The organism is Pseudocitrobacter sp. CD920760 (genome assembly GCF_057782505.1).
Genome location: NZ_CM173490.1, coordinates 630,714 through 648,449, shown reverse-complemented (window position 1 = coordinate 648,449; position 17,736 = coordinate 630,714). Strand labels below are relative to the sequence as shown.

Here is a 17,736-nt window from a genome sequence, read left to right as displayed (position 1 = left end):
CTTCAACAAAATGATCGACTTACGCGAATTTTACGATAAAAATAGCCATCTATCTTTTATTATAAAAAGGCGTTACCTAAAGGTAAGGAATACCTTATGTCATCGACAAACTTCTCTCAGATTGCAGCCTTCCTGTGGTCTGTCGCCGACCTGTTACGCGGCGATTTTAAACAATCACAATATGGGCGAATTATTCTCCCTTTCACTCTTCTTCGACGTCTGGAATGCGTACTCGAAACTACCAAAGACGCGGTCATTGCCGAGGCGCAAAAAGTAAAAGCCATGAAACTGCCGGAGGAAGCCCAGGAGAAAATGATCCTGCGGGCGACTAATGGCCTCACGTTCTTTAACGCCTCAGCGATGGACCTCAGCAAAATGGGGCAAAATGGCATACAGGACAACCTGGAAAACTACATCCAGTCGTTCTCTTCGGATGCCCGCGAAATTTTCGAACACTTCAAGTTCAGCGAGTTTGTCGGACAGCTGGCCGATGCGAACTTGCTGTTCAAAGTGGTGCAAATATTCGCTAAAGCAGATTTATACCCGGAGCACGTCACCAACCACGATATGGGGCTGGTGTTTGAGGAGCTGATCCGCCGTTTTGCCGAGAGTTCTAACGAAACCGCCGGGGAGCACTTTACCCCGCGTGATATCGTCAATCTGACCACCTCGCTGGTGTTTTTCGATGATGATGATGCGCTCAATAAAGACGGCATCATCCGCACCATTTACGACCCAACGGCGGGAACCGGCGGCTTTCTCTCCTCCGGCATGGAGTACGTCCACAAACAAAACCCTAATACCGTGATGCGCGCGTTTGGTCAGGAGTTAAACCCGGAATCCTACGCCATCTGCAAAGCCGACATGCTGATTAAGGGCCAGGATGTCAGCCTTATCAAACTCGGCAACACCCTTTCCAACGATCAGCTACCCGCAGAAAAATTCGATTACATGCTCTCTAATCCACCTTTCGGCGTGGACTGGAAAAAGATCGAAGGCGACATCAACGACGAACACAAACTCAAAGGTGCCGATGGTCGCTTTGGCCCCGGCCTGCCCCGTGTTTCGGACGGCTCGTTGCTGTTTCTGCTGCACCTAATCAGCAAAATGCGCGATGCCAAAAGCGGTGGCGGGCGGATCGGCATTATTCTTAATGGTTCACCGTTATTCACCGGCGGCGCTGGCAGTGGTGAAAGCGAGATCCGCCGCTACATTCTGGAAGCGGATTTGCTGGAAGGCATTATCGCCCTGCCCACCGACATGTTTTACAACACCGGTATCGCTACCTATGTTTGGGTGCTGTCCAACAAAAAAGCGCCAGAACGCAAAGGTAAAGTCCAGCTAATCGACGGCAGCAACTTGTGCGGCAAGATGCGTAAATCGCTGGGGTCAAAACGTAATATTCTCGGGGAAGAAGATATTCGCTTAATCACCCGCACGTTTGGCGATTTCGAACCCGTTGCCACCACTACGCTTGCGGTGTTAGGCCTGGAGAAAGCGCCAGAGCAAAAATCCAGCCGGGGACGCCAGCCGACCACAACCAAAACCGAGGCGGCAAAAACCTTTGCCAGCAAAGTCTTTCACAGCACCGACTTTGGCTATCGTCGCATCACCATTGAGCGCCCGTTACGCCTGTCGGCTCAGATAAGTGATGACGCCATTGCCACATTGCGCTTTGCGCCGAAGCCGTTTAACGCGCCGATGGCACAACTGTATGACGCCTTTGCCTTCCACTGGCAGGACGGTAACTACGGTGACTTCACAGAGATAGAAAGTGAAGCCCGCGCCATTGTTAAAGCCGATTTTAGCGAGCTGAAAGAGAAGCAAATTAAAGATCTGCTCGACAGCAAATTATGGCTGGCCCAGCGCGCATTAATGGAAAAAGCGCGGCGTATTCAGGCGGCGATGGGGATGCTGGCGGGTGGCAAAGAGACCGTTAGCAATGACTTTAATCAGTTCCAGTTAACGCTGAAAGAGGCGTTCAAAACCGCAGGCGTGAAGCTGGATGCGAAAGAGAACAAGCAGTTTATCGATGCTATTACCCGCAAAAACCCGGATGCCGAGCCGGTTATCAGCAAGGTACTGAAAGAGGCGGCTCAACCGCTGTACGGCGCGTTTGAGTACCACGGAAAGGTTGTGGAGTTTGAGCCGGATGGCGACCTGCGCGATAACGAGAATGTGCCGTTAAATCCGTCTGTATCTACCAGCGAGTTGATCGAGGGTTACTTCAAAGCGGAAGTGTTGCCGCACGTTGCGGATGCGTGGATAAACGCCGATAAGCGCGATGCGATAGATGGGGATATCGGGATTGTGGGGTATGAAATTCCGTTTAACCGTCATTTTTATGTTTATCAGCCGCCAAGGCCGCTGGAGGAGATTGATGCTGATTTGGATGCTGTAAGTGCTGAGATTATGAAACTGTTGCAGGAGGTACATTCCTGATGGCAGGGTTAAATAAGTATCAGGCGTATCCGGAGTACAGGGATTCTGGGGTGGAGTGGATCGATGCAATCCCTTTTCATTGGGAAGTGCTACCAACATTTTCTCTTTGTGAGGCATCGACGAAGAAAAATATCGATGGAGCAGAAAACAATGTGCTCTCATTGAGTTATGGAAATATTATCCCCAAAGATATAGAAACAAATTTTGGGCTTTTACCAGAGTCATTTAATACTTATCAAATCGTTGAAAATGGCGATATCATTTTAAGATTAACTGATCTACAAAATGATAAAAACAGTTTACGCGTAGGATTAGCCAAACAAAAGGGAATTATTACATCTGCATATTTAAAACTCAGTTCACAAGGAAGTATGCTATCCGAATATTTATATCGCCTACTTCATTCATATGATACAACTAAAGTTTTTTATGGCATGGGAGGAGGATTGAGACAATCAATGAAATTTGAGGATTTCAGAAGATTGCCCTTACTGCTTCCATCGAAAAACGAACAGGGGAAAATAATTGATTTCCTCGACCACGAAACAACAAAAATCGATAACCTGATCGAGAAACAACAACAACTTATTGAACTACTGAAAGAAAAACGTCAGGCAGTGATTAGCCATGCGGTGACCAAAGGGCTAAATCCCGATGTGCCGATGAAAGATTCTGGGGTTGCGTGGTTGGGGAAAATACCAAAACATTGGGAATTGAGTAAACTTCGCTATATGTTTCGCTTCGGAAAAGGTCTAACAATTACAAAAGAACATCTGCAAGATGAGGGGGTTCCATGTGTTAACTATGGCGAAATACACTCTAAATTTGGTTTCGAAATCGACCCTCAAATTCACAAATTAAAATGTGTTGATGAATCGTACATTCTTAATAACCCCGACTCATTGATCTATAAAGGAGATATTATATTTGCAGATACATCTGAAGACATTGACGGCGCTGGTAATTTTACACAATTGATTAGCAATAACCAAATATTTGCCGGTTATCACACTATTATATTACGCCCTCTTAATAGAGAGTCCTTAAGGTTCTATGCATATATATTAGATAGCAAAGCACTACGAGCACAAATTAGTAATGCAGTGAAAGGCGTCAAAGTATTTAGTATTACTCAAGCCATTCTTCGAAGTACATCGATATGGTTTCCACCATTATCAGAACGAGAACGTATTGTTGCATTTCTCGATAACCAAACAATAAAAATCGATACCCTAATTGAGAAACAACTCCAACAAATTGATCTCCTAAAAGAACGCCGCACCGCCCTTATCTCCGCCGCTGTCACCGGCAAAATCGACCTACGCAACTGGACCGCCCCCATCCCCAAAGCGGAAACACCCACGGAGGCCAGCGCATGAGCAACGACATTACAAAAGAGGTTAACCTGCAAAACGACATTATCGCGCAGATGGTGGAAAAAGGCTGGATTGTCGGCAAAGGTGACGGCTACGACCGGGAACGTGCGCTATACGCACAAGACACCTTAAACTTCGTAAAAACCACCCAACCGCAGGAGTGGGAGAAATTCGCCCGCGTTTACCCCAACGACACCGAGCGCCATTTCCTCGACGCGCTGGTTGCGCAGCTTAAAAAAGCCGACAGCAACGCCACCGACATCCAGTCGCGCACCTGGGGTACGCTCGGCGTACTTCGCCACGGCCTGAAAATCCGCAATGCCCGTTTTTCACTGTGCCAGTTTAAACCGGAACATAATCTCAACCCGGAAACGCTGGCGCGATATCAGCAGAATATCTGCCGTATTGTGCCGGAACTGGTCTACAGCCCGTATGCCTCAAATAGCGTCTTTGCAGAAACGGGCGTGAAAGCCAAAAAATGGCGTATCGATCTGGTGCTGTTTATCAACGGCCTGCCGGTTGCCACACTGGAACTGAAATCCGAATTTAAACAGGCGGTGCAGAACGCCATTGCCCAGTACAAAAAGACCCGCCTGCCGAAAGATCCCGCGACCAATAAACCGGAACCGCTGCTGACCTTTAAGCGCGGGGCGCTGGTGCATTTTGCCGTCAGCCAGTATGACGTCTTTATGACCACCAAACTCGCCGGTGACAGCAGCTTCTTCCTGCCGTTTAACAAAGGCACCAAAGATGGCGGTGCAGGCAACGAGCTCCCCGAAGATACCCGCCGCTATGCCACCGATTACCTGTGGAATGAAGTGCTGCTGCCGGACAACTTATTAAAAATCCTCGCCAGTTTCGTCCATTTGCAGATAGAAGAAAAAGAGGAGTGGAACGGGCTGAAAGCGAAGAAAGAGAGCCTGATTTTCCCGCGCTATCACCAGTGGGATGTGGTCAACAAACTGCTGGAGGCCGCGACGGTCGAAGGCACCGGTCATAAATACCTGATTCAGCACAGCGCAGGTTCCGGAAAGTCGAACTCCATTGCCTGGACCGCCCACCAGCTTTCTCGTCTGTACGACGCAAACGGGGAAAAACAGTTTCATTCCGTTATCGTGGTGACAGACCGCACGGTGCTGGACGATCAGCTTCAGGACACCATCTATCAGTTCGAACATGCCGACGGCGTGGTCGGGCGCATCAATAACAGAGAGGGCGATGGCTCTAAATCGGAAAAGCTGGCCAACGCGCTGGAAAACTCGCAGCCAATTATTATCGTCACCATCCAGACGTTCCCGTTCGTGCTGAAAGCTATCGAAAACAGCGTTAGCCTGAAGCAGCGTAAATATGCGGTGATCGCCGATGAAGCGCACTCCTCGCAGAGCGGTTCCACCGCCCGTCAGCTTAAAGAAGTGCTGATGAGCGAAGAGATGGATGATGACGTGGTGCTGTCGTCAGAAGATATTCTGGATGCGACCATTGCCGCCCGGAAAGGCAGCAGTAACCTGAACTACTACGCCTTTACCGCCACGCCAAAATCCAAAACCCTCGAACTTTTTGGTTGCCGTCCACGTCCCGATGAACCGGCGTCAAAGACCAATAAACCTGAGGCCTTCCACGTCTACTCCATGCGCCAGGCAATCGAAGAAGGCTTTATCCTCGACGTGCTGAAAAACTATACCAACTACAAAGTGGCGTATCAGTTATTGCAAAAGCTGGAAGACAAGGACCGCGAAGTCGACAGCAAGAAGGCAAAGATAAAGCTCAACCAGTGGGTAACGCTGCACGACCACAATATCTCACAGAAGGTGAAGGTGATTGTGGAGCACTTCCGCAAACATGTGATGCATCTGCTTGGCGGCCAGGCCAAAGCGATGGTGGTCACCAGTTCGCGTAAAGCCGCCGTGCGCTATAAGTTGGCATTTGATAAATACATTAGCGAGAACAATTACCCGAAAATCAGCGCGATGGTGGCGTTTTCCGGAGAAGTTGAATTCCAGGAAGGCGACCATAACAGCCTGGCATTGTTAAACCAGAAATTTACTGAAATAAACATGAACCCCGGCCTGAAAGGGCGGGATATGCGCAAAGCCTTCGACAGCGACGATTATCAGGTCATGCTGGTCGCCAATAAATTCCAGACCGGTTTTGACCAGCCGAAGCTGTGCGCGATGTACGTGGATAAAGCCCTCGGCGGCGTCGAGTGCGTGCAGACGCTCTCCCGCCTGAATCGTACCTATCCGGGCAAAGCGGAATCAGGCACTTTTATCCTCGATTTTTATAACGATCCGGACGAGATCCTCGACGCATTCCAGCCCTATTTCCAGACAGCGGAACTGACCGATGTCAGCGATCCGCAGCAGGTATTCGATCTGTTTGAAAAACTGCGCGCCACGCAGATTTTTCAGTGGCATGAAGTCGAGCAGCTCTGCGAGGCATTCTTCACCAAAAATAAATCGAATGCGGCGATCAGTAATATCTGCAAACCGGCGGTAGAACGCTGGAAAAAGCGTTATCTGATGGCGATAGACGCCTATTTGACCGCCAAAGAGATGTTCGAGCGCACCAAAAAAACGGGCGATACGGTGTTAATCACCAATGCGGAAAACAGTTTTAAAGCCTGTAAGCAGGAGAAAGATCGTCTAGAGATTTTCAAGAAAGATCTCGGCAGCTTTGTTCGCTTTTATGAGTTTATGTCGCAGATCGTTGAGTACGATGACAAGGATCTGGAAAAGCTAAGCCTGTTTGCCCGCCATTTACGCCCACTGCTGCATGAGCAACATCTGGAAGAGGATGAAATTGATCTCAGTAATGTGGAGATGAGTCACTATCGTTTATCGAAAATCCACGAACAGCATCTGAAGTTGCAGGAAGATGCCGCAGAGTACACCCTCGATCCCAGCAATGACGTCGGCACTGCGAAACCTAAGGATAAGAAAGAGGAGTTTATGTCATTGGTATTATCGCGAATGAATGAGTTATTTATTAGCGATAATCTGACTGATAAAGATATGATCAGCCGTGTCTTTACGGTCTATAACAAAATAACAGAGAACGAAACAATTATGACCCAGATAAAAAATAATCCGCCGGAGCAGGCAATTCTGGGTGGTTTTTTCCAGGCGGTGGATAATGCGGTCATAGACAGTAATGAAGCAGGTCAGGAATTTACGATGCAGTATTTTTCAGACGCTGAGCGAGCAAAAGGCTTCGCATATCTGATGTTTGATATCGCGGCAGGAAAGATAACGTTGCCGGTGTAATTAAAGTTCAATGCCGGATGGCGCGTCGCTTATCCGGCCTACCAGTGCTTATTTATATTACTCCGCTGAATATTTCCAGTTACGTCGTTATTATGTCCAGTTATTCGCTGGACTTTGTTTTTATTTACTGTTGATATATTCAGGTATTTAGCGCGATGCGGGTGTGCTACCAACACACCCGTACCGCTCATCACAATCCCTATTTCACGAGAATAGTAATCATGACTGACACGCATTCTATTTCAGAATCATTCGATCCAGAAGTCTCCCCGGCAAATAACCGTCATGTTACCGTCGGTTATGCGAGCCGCTACCCGGATCACGCGCACATTCCGGCGCTCACCCTGAAAGGTCAGTGGCTGGAAGCCGCCGGTTTTGCCACCAGCACGCCCGTTGATGTCAAAGTGATGGACGGCTGCATCGTCCTCACCGCTCAATCACCCGCCCCCGAAGAGAGCGAACTGATGCAGTCGCTGCGCAAGGTGTGCAAGCTGTCGGCGCGTAAACAAAAGCAGGTGCAGGAGTTTATTGGGGTGATTGCAGGTAAGACGCGGAAGATGATGTAAAAGCGTCTGATGGTGCCCCCGTAGGCCGGATAAGGCGCGCAGCGCCGCCATCCGGCACTGCGCACCTCAACAACTTATTTCTTCACCACCACCAGCTTCTGGTTCACAAACTCTTTAATCCCCAGGTCCGACAGCTCGCGCCCGAATCCGGAGCGCTTCACGCCGCCAAACGGCAGTTCTGCGGCGGTGTCGGTCAGCCAGTTGATATAGACCATCCCGGTTTCAATCCGCGAGGCCATGCGTTTGGCACGTTCGATATCCTCACTGAACACCGCGCCGCCGAGGCCGTAATGGGAGTCGTTGGCGAGTTTCACCGCCGCGTCGTCATCCTTAACCACATAAATCTGCGCCACCGGGCCGAAGAACTCTTCAAAGTACGCCGGATTATCGCGAGAAATGTGAGTCAGAATCGTTGGTTCGAAGAAGTTGCCTTTACTCTCCAGTGGCTTGCCGCCAAAGTGCAGCTTCGCCCCGTTTTTCACCGCGTTTTCAACCTGTTTGGCCAGCGTCTCCAGCGCGTCTCTCGACGACAGTGGACCAAGCTGGGTTGAGGCATCCATCTGATCGCCTACCTTCACTTTGCTGAAGGCGTCAGTGAATGCGCTGAGGAATTTATCGGCGATTTTCTCATGCAGAATAAAGCGTTTTGCCGCCGTACAAACCTGCCCGGCGTTGTTCAGCCGCGCCTGTACGCCAATTTTCACCGCTTTGTTGAGGTCGGCGTCATCCAGCACCACGAACACGTCGTTACCGCCCAGTTCGAGGGTCGATTTTTTAACGTGTTTCGCGGCCTGCGCGGCGACCACGCTGCCCGCTTTTTCGGAACCGGTTAGCGCGGCACCCTGAACGCGCGGGTCGGCGATGATGTTCGCCACCTGATCGGAAGAAATAAACAGGTTGGTCCATGCCCCGTCCGGCGCACCCGCTTCACGCACCAGATGTGCAAAGGTCTCGGCACAATGTGGGACGATACTCGCATGTTTCGCCAGCACCGGATTACCGGCGGCCAGGTTCGGGGCCAGTACGCGCATCAGCTGGTAGTAAGGGAAGTTCCATGGCTCAACCGCCATAATCACGCCAATCGGATGATGCTCGACCCATGCGTCGCCAAACTCGGTTTTATACGGTACGGGTGCAAGAAACTGCTTCGCGTTGTCCGCGTAATAGCGGGCGATCTGCGCACAAAGCTTCACCTCACCACGGCTCTGTTCGATAAGCTTGCCCATCTCCTGGCTGGCGATTTTCGCCAGTTCCTCAACGCGGCTGTCGATAAGATCGGCCAGCTTATGCAAAACGGGCAGGCGCTGGCTGATATCGCCTTTTGCCCACTCTGAGTGATAAAGCGCATCGGCTTTTTGCAGCGCGGCCTCAATGTCCTTGTCGCTGTGTGGGGTGTACTCTTTAATCAGTTGGTTATTAGCAGGATTTACTGTCTGATAGGCCATATCTCGCTCCTGGTTCAGTGATGAAAGCAGTCAAAAATGCCATTCAAAGTATTAAGGGTAGTTGAGATATCTGGCTTAGGGAGAGAAACGGAGTGTTCTGATGAGACACGGCGGACTTTTAAGAAAAGGGAAGGATGCCGAATGAGGGTTGCCCGCATGCGGCACGATAATAATTAGTGCGCGACGGTCTGCAAATCTTCTGCTGACAAGCCGGTGATTTTCGTCACGGCCTCACTATCAAGCCCATTCGCCAGCATAGAGCGGGCAATTCTCAATGCTTCAGCGCGGCGACCTTCTTGTCGGCCTTCCTGTCGCCCTATCTGCAACCCCTCAACCTTTCCCTCTTCGTGTAACTTCTCAGCAAGCGTCATCAGCTCCTCCTTATGCTTTGGCGAGCGTTCCGCCATTTCGCGAAAAAATGCGCTGGCGCGAGCCGCTCCGCCGTACTGGAAAATATAGTTAAACAGCGTTTTCACCTGAGTGTCGCTAGTGTATCCCAATGCCAGAAGTGCAACCAGTTGCTCCACCAGCACAGTGAGATCCCGCTGGCGAATATGCTTCTGGATAAGCTCCAGTAGCGCAATACGCCGGTGCTGCATAATCTTGCCATCGTCGGTAACGGTGATATCAACCAATGGAAAATCAGTGGTATAGAGCGATTTCGCCACATCTGGCTGCGGGAAGAGATCCAGCCAGCACATTGGGTACGGATACGGACTTTTTTCGCCATGATAAAAGAGCATCGGCACCACCAGCGGTAGCGTTTTATGTCCGGCTTCGACATGGCACTGCGTAACGCCTCGCAAAAGGTTTTTCATCGCCTGCAACGGCGACATTTTCCCGGAAGGCTTCTCGTAAATTCACAAGCAACTTCAGCAGCTAACATGACGTTCTCGCCGCCAGGTTATATGCTTACCCCTATGGAAAAACTCACTTCGCTTAAACGCGCCAAGCTGTTGGCGCTGTCGCTGCTGCTGATTGCCGCAGCCATTTTTGTGACCACGCTGATGCTGCCGCCTTCCCGGTGGGTCAGCGCGCTGAAGGCTATCTCCGAAGCGGCGATGGTCGGCGCGCTGGCGGACTGGTTCGCGGTAGTGGCGCTGTTTCGTCGCGTGCCGCTGCCGTTTATCTCGCAACATACAGCGATTATTCCGCGCAATAAGGACCGAATCGGCGACAATCTCGGCCAGTTTGTGCAGGAGAAATTCCTCGACACGCCATCGCTGGTTGCGCTGATTCGCCGGCACGAACCGGCGCTGCTCATTGGCAACTGGTTCAGCCAGCCGGAGAACGCCGCGCGCGTGGGGCAAAACCTGGTGAAGGTGATGAGCGGTTTTATTGAGCTTACGGATGATTCACGGGTGCAGGGGCTGCTGAAACGCGCGGTGCATAAGGCGATTGATAAGGTCGATCTCACCCAGACCAGCGCGGTGATCCTCGAAAGCATGACCAAAGATAATCGCCATCAGAAGCTGCTCGATTCTCTGGTGGCGCAGTTGATTGCGCTGTTGCGTAAGGAGAGCACGCGCGATGTGATCGCGCAGATGATCGTGCACTGGATGGAGCAGGAGCATCCGATCAAAGCGCGGCTGCTGCCGACGGAGTGGCTGGGCGATCAGGGGGCGGATCTGGTTGCCGATGCGGTGGACTCGGTGCTCGACGATATTACCGAGAATCGCCATCATCAGATTCGCCAGGCGTTTGATCGGGTGATTTTCCGCTTTATTGAGAATCTGAAAACGTCGCCGGAGATGGAAGCCAAAGCCGAGAATATCAAAAGCTATCTGAAAAATGATGAAGCGTTTAACCGCTATCTGGGGCAGATTTGGGCCGATTATCGCCAGTGGATTAAGGACGATATGGCCTCTGACGATTCGCGGGTGAAGACGCGGATCGCCGAAGCCGGGCAGTGGTTTGGTGAGACGCTGATTCACGACGCCGCACTGCGTGAGTCGCTCAACAACCATCTGGAACAGGCCGCGATGCGCGTGGCGCCGGAGTTTTCCGCCTTCCTTACCCGCCATATTAGCGACACGGTGAAGAGCTGGGATGCGCGCGATATGTCGCGTCAGATCGAGCTCAATATCGGGAAGGATTTGCAGTTTATTCGTATCAACGGCACGCTGGTCGGCGGGACGATTGGGCTGGTATTGTGGCTGTTGTCGCAGATACCGGCGCTGATTTAGGCGGCGGTGAACGCTGCGGTGTCGGATGGCGGCTACGCCTTATCCGACCTACAGATCGCCGCCCCGTAGGCCGGATAAGGCGCAGCCGCATCCGGCAAAAAGCCGCACCGTAGCCGCCATCCGGTACAATTACGCCAGCCACTCCCCCTGCTGCAACTCCAGCAACAGCAGCATCATCAGCGCCTGCGCGTACGGTACCGGGGCCATTTCGATATCGCAGTAATATTGCAGATCCGGCCCTACCATCGTTCCTTTCGAGGCTTCCAGCACGATCCCGCGTTCATCAATACGATCGCGCAACGCGTCCCATGCTCGTAGCGCCGAACCGGCAACGTCAGCGTCCAGAATTCCCATCCGCACGCCGCGTAACATGCCGTAGGCGATCCCCGCCGTGGCGGACGATTCTTGCGGCGAGAGCGGATCGTCCAGCAGCGTGTGCCACATGCCGTTTTCAGCCTGCATCTGGCACAGGGTTTTCACCTGCCGCGCCACGACCTGCGAGAGATAGCGCTTCACGCTGGCGTCCAGGCTGTCGCCGAGCAGAGCGATGAATTCCGGGATGGCCACTGTGATCCACGCATTACCCCGCGCCCAGAACGCCCCCGAGAAGTGATGCTGACCGACGAACGTCCACCCGTGATACCACAGGCCGCTGGCTGGTTCGCTGAGATAGCGGGTATGCAGCAAAAATTGATATGACGCTTCGTCAATCAAGTCTTTACGCTTAAGTACCACACCCGCCGAGCCGAGGAACAGACAGGTCATGAACAGCGTGTCATCCCACAAATGCCCGGTGTTCGGCTGCTCTTTAACGACGTGCTGAAAACCGCCCTCCTCCGTTTTGGGCAGCGTTTGCAGCAGAGAATCCGCCCAGTCGTTGACGACCTTCAGCAGATCTTCACGGCCCGTGTGCCCGGCCACCAGCGAGAGCGCGATCATCGGCGCGGTGGTGTTGATTTGTACCGCAGGCAGGCCCTTCGCCAGCTGTCCTTCATACCAGGCCAGAATCGACTGCTGCAACCCGGCATCATTCTGCGATAACGCATACTGCCAGAAACCGTACAGGCCGACGCCCACTTCCCATTCCCACTCTTCGAAGTTGATGGCAAACCCTTCGCCGCTGCTCACTTCGCCGATATTTTTCAGGCGGCAGAATCCCTGCACAACCTGTTCCAGAGTTTGATGTAATTCAGCGTGGCGCATCATGCGGCTCCTGCTTGTGAGGACGTTAGAGAAAGATCGCTGGTCAGCAGACGCTGTGCGCGAGCGCGAAGCCCCGCGTCATCCGCCAGCTGCGACAACGCGAGCAGGCTGGGCGCTGCGTCGTCCTGCGGGGCAACGTTTACCGACCAGTACGCCAGGCGCTGCGCGGCGATTTCCTGCTGTTCGCGCCCATCGCGACCAGAGGAGGTGAAGCGTTCATCGCGGAACATCTGCCCTGCAAGATACTGCGCGGTGTGGAAGCTTAAGGCATTGCTTGCACTGGTAAACCACATGACGTCGTTGCCCAGTTCATCAAACCAGTAGCGATAACCTACTATCGCCGAACGCACGCGGCGCCACAGCACCGGCGCAAAAATTTCACCGTGATAGTCATGCCAGACCCACAGCAGCGAAATAAGCGCAGAGCTTGAGCCCTCTTCCCGGGCGCTGACACGCTGTAACAGGCGCACCAGCAGCGATTGCGCCTGCTCGTCTGCTTTCCCCAATTTGAGCCGTGTAAGCAGCGCACGACCTTCATCCTCGTGCCGTTCTGTGGTAGGGCGTTGATACAACGGGAGTGCGTCGTCCTGTTCAGCCAGCCGTGCGTCGATCGGCTCCTTGCCCTGATAAATCATCCGCAGCACAAACTGCGTATCACGTTCGCAAAGTTCTTCAAGATGAATAAACAGCGAGTTCTTCCCCTGCTGGAGCGGCAGGTTAACCTGGCAAATTTGCAGCCTGTTGCGGGTAAAAGGCGTGAAGCGGGCGGCTTGTGTACCGTTAACCCAGATACGCATGCCGCCGCAGGTCGCCAGTTGAAAAGCGTACTCACCCGATTTATCAGCATGAAGGTTAACGTACAGCCAGCGCTGGCTGTGGGTGGCGATCGGTTTAAATACCGATAAGTGAACCGTCCCGCTTTCGTCCGCCTGGATGGTGTGGCTGGCAGGCAACGCGCGGGTAAGCGGCACGGCGCGTTGGGCGGTGCTATCGCAGAATACGCGGCGGCAGAACGAGGTCTGTTCCGGCCCGGCATCCTCCGTCACCACGTATCCATTTGACGCATCAAGGGTTTCACCCGTGTAAAACTCAGCAAACCGCTCATTGTGCGGCGCTGAAACTGCAAAACGCATTACTGCGTCACCCGCTGCCAGCCTCATGTTGTCTCCTCACTCACTACGCTTGTGTTAGCGCCGTATCATCAGGATTCAGGGGCGTTGGGGCTATGTGAGTGAACGCGAGGTTTTATGGATCTGCCTGGGGATTCACAATCCAGCGCTGCGCGGGGCGGCAAATGAGATTTTCATCACATTTTGCTGTTTGCCGTAGGGGATGAAAACGGCGCGGATCGCATTTATTCCGCGATCCGCCGTTTTATGATGTGATCTTAATCACGCTTTTAGCTGAGTCAGCTGATGATGCAGGCTGTCTGCCAGTGCTCTTACGCGCGATGCGTCAAAGATAACGTGCATGCCTGGCGATGCTTCGGGATGCTTCGCGCAAAATGTGTCCATTTCAACGGCGCAGCGGTAGAGCTCCTGAATATTCACCTGGCAAATCTCGCGCATGCTCCAGTTATTCTCCACCACCGTGGCGTAGTGCAGCGTGAAAAAGGCCTTTTGCGCATGCATAAACAGCTGACAGTAAAGGGCAAACCCCTGCCACTCTTCCTGCCAGCGGCAAGCCAGCGCATGGGGGAATGCCGCGCGCTGCGCGAAGCCAAGCGCTTCGGCCTGGAGCGTTTGCGCCTCCTGCCAGGCTTCATCTTTTTCTTTGGCAATCAACGACAAATTACGCCCGGCGGTCGCGACATCGTGAGGGCTGAAGGCAATATCACGCTCAGAGCCCGGCAGCCAGTGGTTACGGTTGAGCTGGCCATAAAGGCTCCAGACGCCCTGCCCGTAGCTTTCCGGCACCTGGCTGTGGCGGTGGAAAACGTGGTCGCGTACATAAATGGCGCGGTAGAGTACCTGCCCGGCCTGCTCTAACAGCGTTTGAAATTCAGTGAACGTCTCGTCGTCCGGACGCCAGCCGTAACATTCATCCAGCCAATGCATCATCAGCGAGGTGCGGGTTACTGCTTTTTCAGGATGGGCCAGCAACTGACTACAGGCGACGAGGTTGCACTCACTCAACGAGCCCATAATCCAGTGGTTATCCACGCCTTCCCAGCTGGCTTTGCACACCGCGCCGCGAATTGCCGGATTCCCCCGGCACCACAACAAACGCCCCTGCAACTCGTCGATGCGCGGGAACGGGAAAATCCCCCAACCCACTTCTTCACCAACCAGATCGAGATCGACCCACACGTCGCGGTTTTGTACCGCTTGCAGCGCCGGGTTATTGGGAAAATTAGGCCAGAAACGCTCCGGGGTGATTTTAATCGAGACTGAGACGGCTTCCGGTAATGTGCTGATCGCTTCCAGAACGTTGCTGATATCGTGATTGCCCGCCGGAAACGCACGCAGCACCAGGTGCTTGCCTTCGCGCATCACCGCCCTCGCCATCGCGCTAAAGCACTGACTGTAAAGCGATAAACTGCGCGGATCGATATGAGGGGAAGGATCGTCGTGCCCGGTAAGTTCCCAGTTAGGGCGCGAGATAGGCAGCAGACCGTCTGTATTTGAAAGCGCCACCAGCAGCCCACTCATCAGCGGAATACGCTGACACAGCAGGGTCATTTTATCCGCCAGATAGCGGCACCAGAACTCCGCGTCAAAATGCACGCCGCCTTTTTTATTCAGCAGTTCGGGGTGCGCCGCCAGCAGGTCAACGGGGAAGCTAAACTCTTTGGCCTGCAGGTAAAATTTCAGGCCGTGCTGCTGGCAAAAACCGGCCAGCCGGTTGAGGTAAACACAGCGAGCGCGCTGATGGCTGGAGAGACCATCATTGTATTGATGCGGCGTAAAGCCTTTTGGCGAGACCAGTTTGTCGAACAAATTAGCCTGGCCGACAATCACCGTATTGAAGTTGTGATTGATGGCCCACTTCACTAATTCACGGGCTTTATCCCAGTTCCAGAACTCCTGATTATTGAGTTCCAGCGCGCGCGTTTGCCACATCGTCCTTCTCCATCCATTGCGGGGGGAGCTATTCTAAGCACAAACGCGGCACAGCGTCTGGGACCGGAAGTGCGCTACTTCACAATAAAACGCGTTGCCTGGAAGCAGTTCAAAATTCGGTGCACCAGAAACACCATTGTGAGCGTTCCTAATAACGAAACGGTAACAGACGTAACACGGTACATGTCACTGAAGACCAGATCCTGGTCCGGCTGAAGGTTCTGGCCAAACATAATGCCGATGGTGGTAATGCTGGCAAAACCGACGCCTGCGCCCACTTTTTCCATCACGTGCATTCGCGCGCTGAATGCCAGGCCCAGCCCAATCAGCGGCATCATCAGAATCATGTGGCTGCTGTGATCGTACAAAATCAGCTGCACCACCAGAATATACAGACACGAAAGCACCACGCCGACCACGCGCCACAGGGAACTGACCACCGAACCGCGATAGTGCATCGGGAAGAGAATTAAGATCCCCGCCATCAGCGCCGACAATGAATCCTGTAAATCGCTTATCTGAAAGACGATAAACAGCAACGTTGCCACAGTGCCTGAGAGCAGCGATTCATGACGCACGCGCGCGGCGTCTTTTTCAATCAGCGGCGGCGGCTTACGCGGTTCAACATCGGGAATGAGATAGTGGAACAGAGCGCTCAGCGCCACCGCCATGACGCTGGCCTCCATATTAGAGAACAGCAGCGTGTGCCAGTTGGTGGTTGGGTAGCTCATAAAATTGAGCATTACGCTCTGACACACCACGCCCATCGAGCCGAACAGGAACAGCGGCCCCTTACTCATAAAACGGAAACGCATCACATACATGCCGAAAACGACAATCGTCATGATCAGCGGCCATTCAATCAGATAGCCGACGATAATCACCATTTCGATGCAGTTCAGCACCGCACTGAGCAAAAACTGCCGTGCGATATGGCCGTTGAAGACCGGAACAAGCGACACCAGCAGAATGGGGAAGACGACAAAGAACACGCCATACTGGGTATCGAAGAAAGTGGAGATGCTCAGCGCCGTCATACCGGTGAACACGGTGCGCAACGTCTGGCGAAAATCATTCGCCGTGTAGACGATATTGCCGTGCGGCGTGAAGACCTGAGCGAGTGTTTTAATAGACATAGTGCAACAGGCTCACAAGATGAATTTGCGCCCCGGAGAAAAAACGGGCGAACGGTCCATCGCTGTTATAGAGCTGAACGGTGGCGCGTGCGCCGGTTGGCAGTGTTTGCGCAAGCGGTTCATCCAGCGCCACGTGAATGCGCATACGCTGGGCATCACGCACCCAACGCGTGGAGGTATCCGGCTGAGAAAGCTGGCCGTTTACCGCTTCCTGACCGGCTAAGATCCCGGCGTCGCTGCTGGTTACTTTTGCAGTAAAAACCTTACCAGGTAGCGCATCAAACACCACGGCGGCATCGGTGCCGGTTTTGGTGTGACGCAGGCTTTTTTCGCGGAAATCGGCGACGATGTCGGTATGATCGTTCACGACCGCCATTACCGCCGTCCCGGCGCTGGCATACAGGCCAGGGCTTAATTGCAGGTTACTCACCGTGCCGTCTTCTTCGGCGCGGATTTTCGTCCAGCCAAGATTAAGCTGCGCCTCTTCCAGCGCATTCTGGTATTTCTGAATGGTGACGTTGCGATGGTTATCGCGCTCACCACGCTGAATTTGCAGGTTATGGATGGACGCGTTAAGCGCGCTCACCGACTGTTCGCTGGTCTGCCAGGTGGTACGCACCTTATCGAGATCCGACTGCGAAACGTTCTGCATCGTGCTTAAGCGCTGGTAACGCTCGTAGGTCACGCGATCGTTGCGGGCGGTGAACTGCGCGGTTTTCAGATTCGCCTGCGCGGCGACGATCTGCGCATCCAGCTGCTGGTTACTCAGTTTCGCCTGTTCGAGCGCAATCTGCGCGGCTTCCACCTTATTCACAAACGGTGTCGGATCGAGTTCATACAGCAGGTCGCCTTTCTTCACCTGGCTGTTGTTGTGCACATACACCTGCGCAACATAGCCGGAGACGCGCGACGACGTCGGCGTCACCACGCGCATCACCGTAGAATCCGGCGTGAGCGGGATCCAGATATCGGCGATGATAAAATAGACAAACATAAGCAGGAAAGAGGCAATACTGACCCTTACCCAGCGGGCAAATTTCTGTTCTGGCGTCATCAT

11 protein-coding genes and 1 pseudogene are annotated in these 17,736 nt (G+C 53.0%); 5 read left to right on the top strand and 7 right to left on the bottom strand.

Annotated features, from left to right (window positions below; genetic code table 11):
* Positions 1-96 precede the first annotated feature (96 nt).
* The 4 genes from AC1MKH_RS02955 (at position 97) to symE (ending at position 7,647) form a co-directional block, all read left to right on the top strand.
* Positions 97-2,442, top strand: coding sequence for a type I restriction-modification system subunit M (locus AC1MKH_RS02955; RefSeq protein ID WP_276220543.1), 2,346 nt, complete (start codon positions 97-99; stop codon positions 2,440-2,442).
* Positions 2,442-3,821, top strand: a complete 1,380-nt coding sequence (locus tag AC1MKH_RS02950) for a restriction endonuclease subunit S (RefSeq protein WP_276220544.1) — start codon at positions 2,442-2,444, stop codon at positions 3,819-3,821. Before AC1MKH_RS02955 ends, AC1MKH_RS02950 begins: the two co-directional genes overlap by 1 nt.
* Positions 3,818-7,081, top strand: a complete 3,264-nt coding sequence (locus AC1MKH_RS02945) for a type I restriction endonuclease subunit R (protein WP_276220545.1) — start codon at positions 3,818-3,820, stop codon at positions 7,079-7,081. The genes AC1MKH_RS02950 and AC1MKH_RS02945 overlap by 4 nt, the downstream gene beginning before the upstream one ends.
* 221 nt (positions 7,082-7,302) lie before the next feature.
* Positions 7,303-7,647: an endoribonuclease SymE gene (symE, locus tag AC1MKH_RS02940; RefSeq protein ID WP_276220546.1), complete on the top strand. Its 345-nt coding sequence runs from the start codon at positions 7,303-7,305 to the stop codon at positions 7,645-7,647.
* Between the two features lie 74 nt (positions 7,648-7,721).
* Here the strand turns inward: symE and AC1MKH_RS02935 are convergent, their stop codons facing one another.
* Positions 7,722-9,092: an NAD-dependent succinate-semialdehyde dehydrogenase gene (locus tag AC1MKH_RS02935; RefSeq protein ID WP_276220547.1), complete on the bottom strand. Its 1,371-nt coding sequence runs from the start codon at positions 9,090-9,092 to the stop codon at positions 7,722-7,724.
* 173 nt (positions 9,093-9,265) lie between these two features.
* Positions 9,266-9,883: pseudogene (locus tag AC1MKH_RS02930) on the bottom strand (Rpn family recombination-promoting nuclease/putative transposase); the annotation flags it as partial.
* Between the two features lie 117 nt (positions 9,884-10,000).
* On the opposite strand from AC1MKH_RS02930, the gene AC1MKH_RS02925 reads away from it, so the two are divergent.
* Positions 10,001-11,278 carry a DUF445 domain-containing protein gene (locus tag AC1MKH_RS02925; protein WP_276220548.1) on the top strand — a complete coding sequence of 426 codons (1,278 nt, stop codon included), beginning with the start codon at positions 10,001-10,003 and terminating at the stop codon, positions 11,276-11,278.
* A gap of 129 nt (positions 11,279-11,407) precedes the next feature.
* On the opposite strand, the gene bglB is transcribed toward AC1MKH_RS02925, so the two are convergent.
* The 5 genes from bglB to AC1MKH_RS02900 all read right to left on the bottom strand — a co-directional run bounded on the left by bglB (position 11,408) and on the right by AC1MKH_RS02900 (position 17,736).
* Entirely contained in the window at positions 11,408-12,481 is a 1,074-nt protein-coding gene (gene bglB, locus AC1MKH_RS02920) for a beta-galactosidase BglB (protein WP_276220765.1), read from the bottom strand.
* A complete protein-coding gene (locus AC1MKH_RS02915) occupies positions 12,481-13,641 on the bottom strand; it encodes a PA14 domain-containing protein (protein WP_276220549.1) in 1,161 nt (386 codons plus the stop codon). The genes bglB and AC1MKH_RS02915 overlap by 1 nt, the downstream gene beginning before the upstream one ends.
* A 231-nt stretch (positions 13,642-13,872) precedes the next feature.
* A complete protein-coding gene (locus AC1MKH_RS02910) occupies positions 13,873-15,543 on the bottom strand; it encodes a hypothetical protein (RefSeq protein WP_276220550.1) in 1,671 nt (556 codons plus the stop codon).
* A 74-nt stretch (positions 15,544-15,617) separates the two neighbouring features.
* The gene (locus AC1MKH_RS02905) at positions 15,618-16,679 is read right to left on the bottom strand and encodes a DUF2955 domain-containing protein (RefSeq protein ID WP_276220551.1); all 1,062 of its coding nucleotides are present in this window, start codon (positions 16,677-16,679) and stop codon (positions 15,618-15,620) included.
* Positions 16,669-17,736, bottom strand: a complete 1,068-nt coding sequence (locus tag AC1MKH_RS02900) for an HlyD family secretion protein (protein WP_276220552.1) — start codon at positions 17,734-17,736, stop codon at positions 16,669-16,671. Before AC1MKH_RS02900 ends, AC1MKH_RS02905 begins: the two co-directional genes overlap by 11 nt.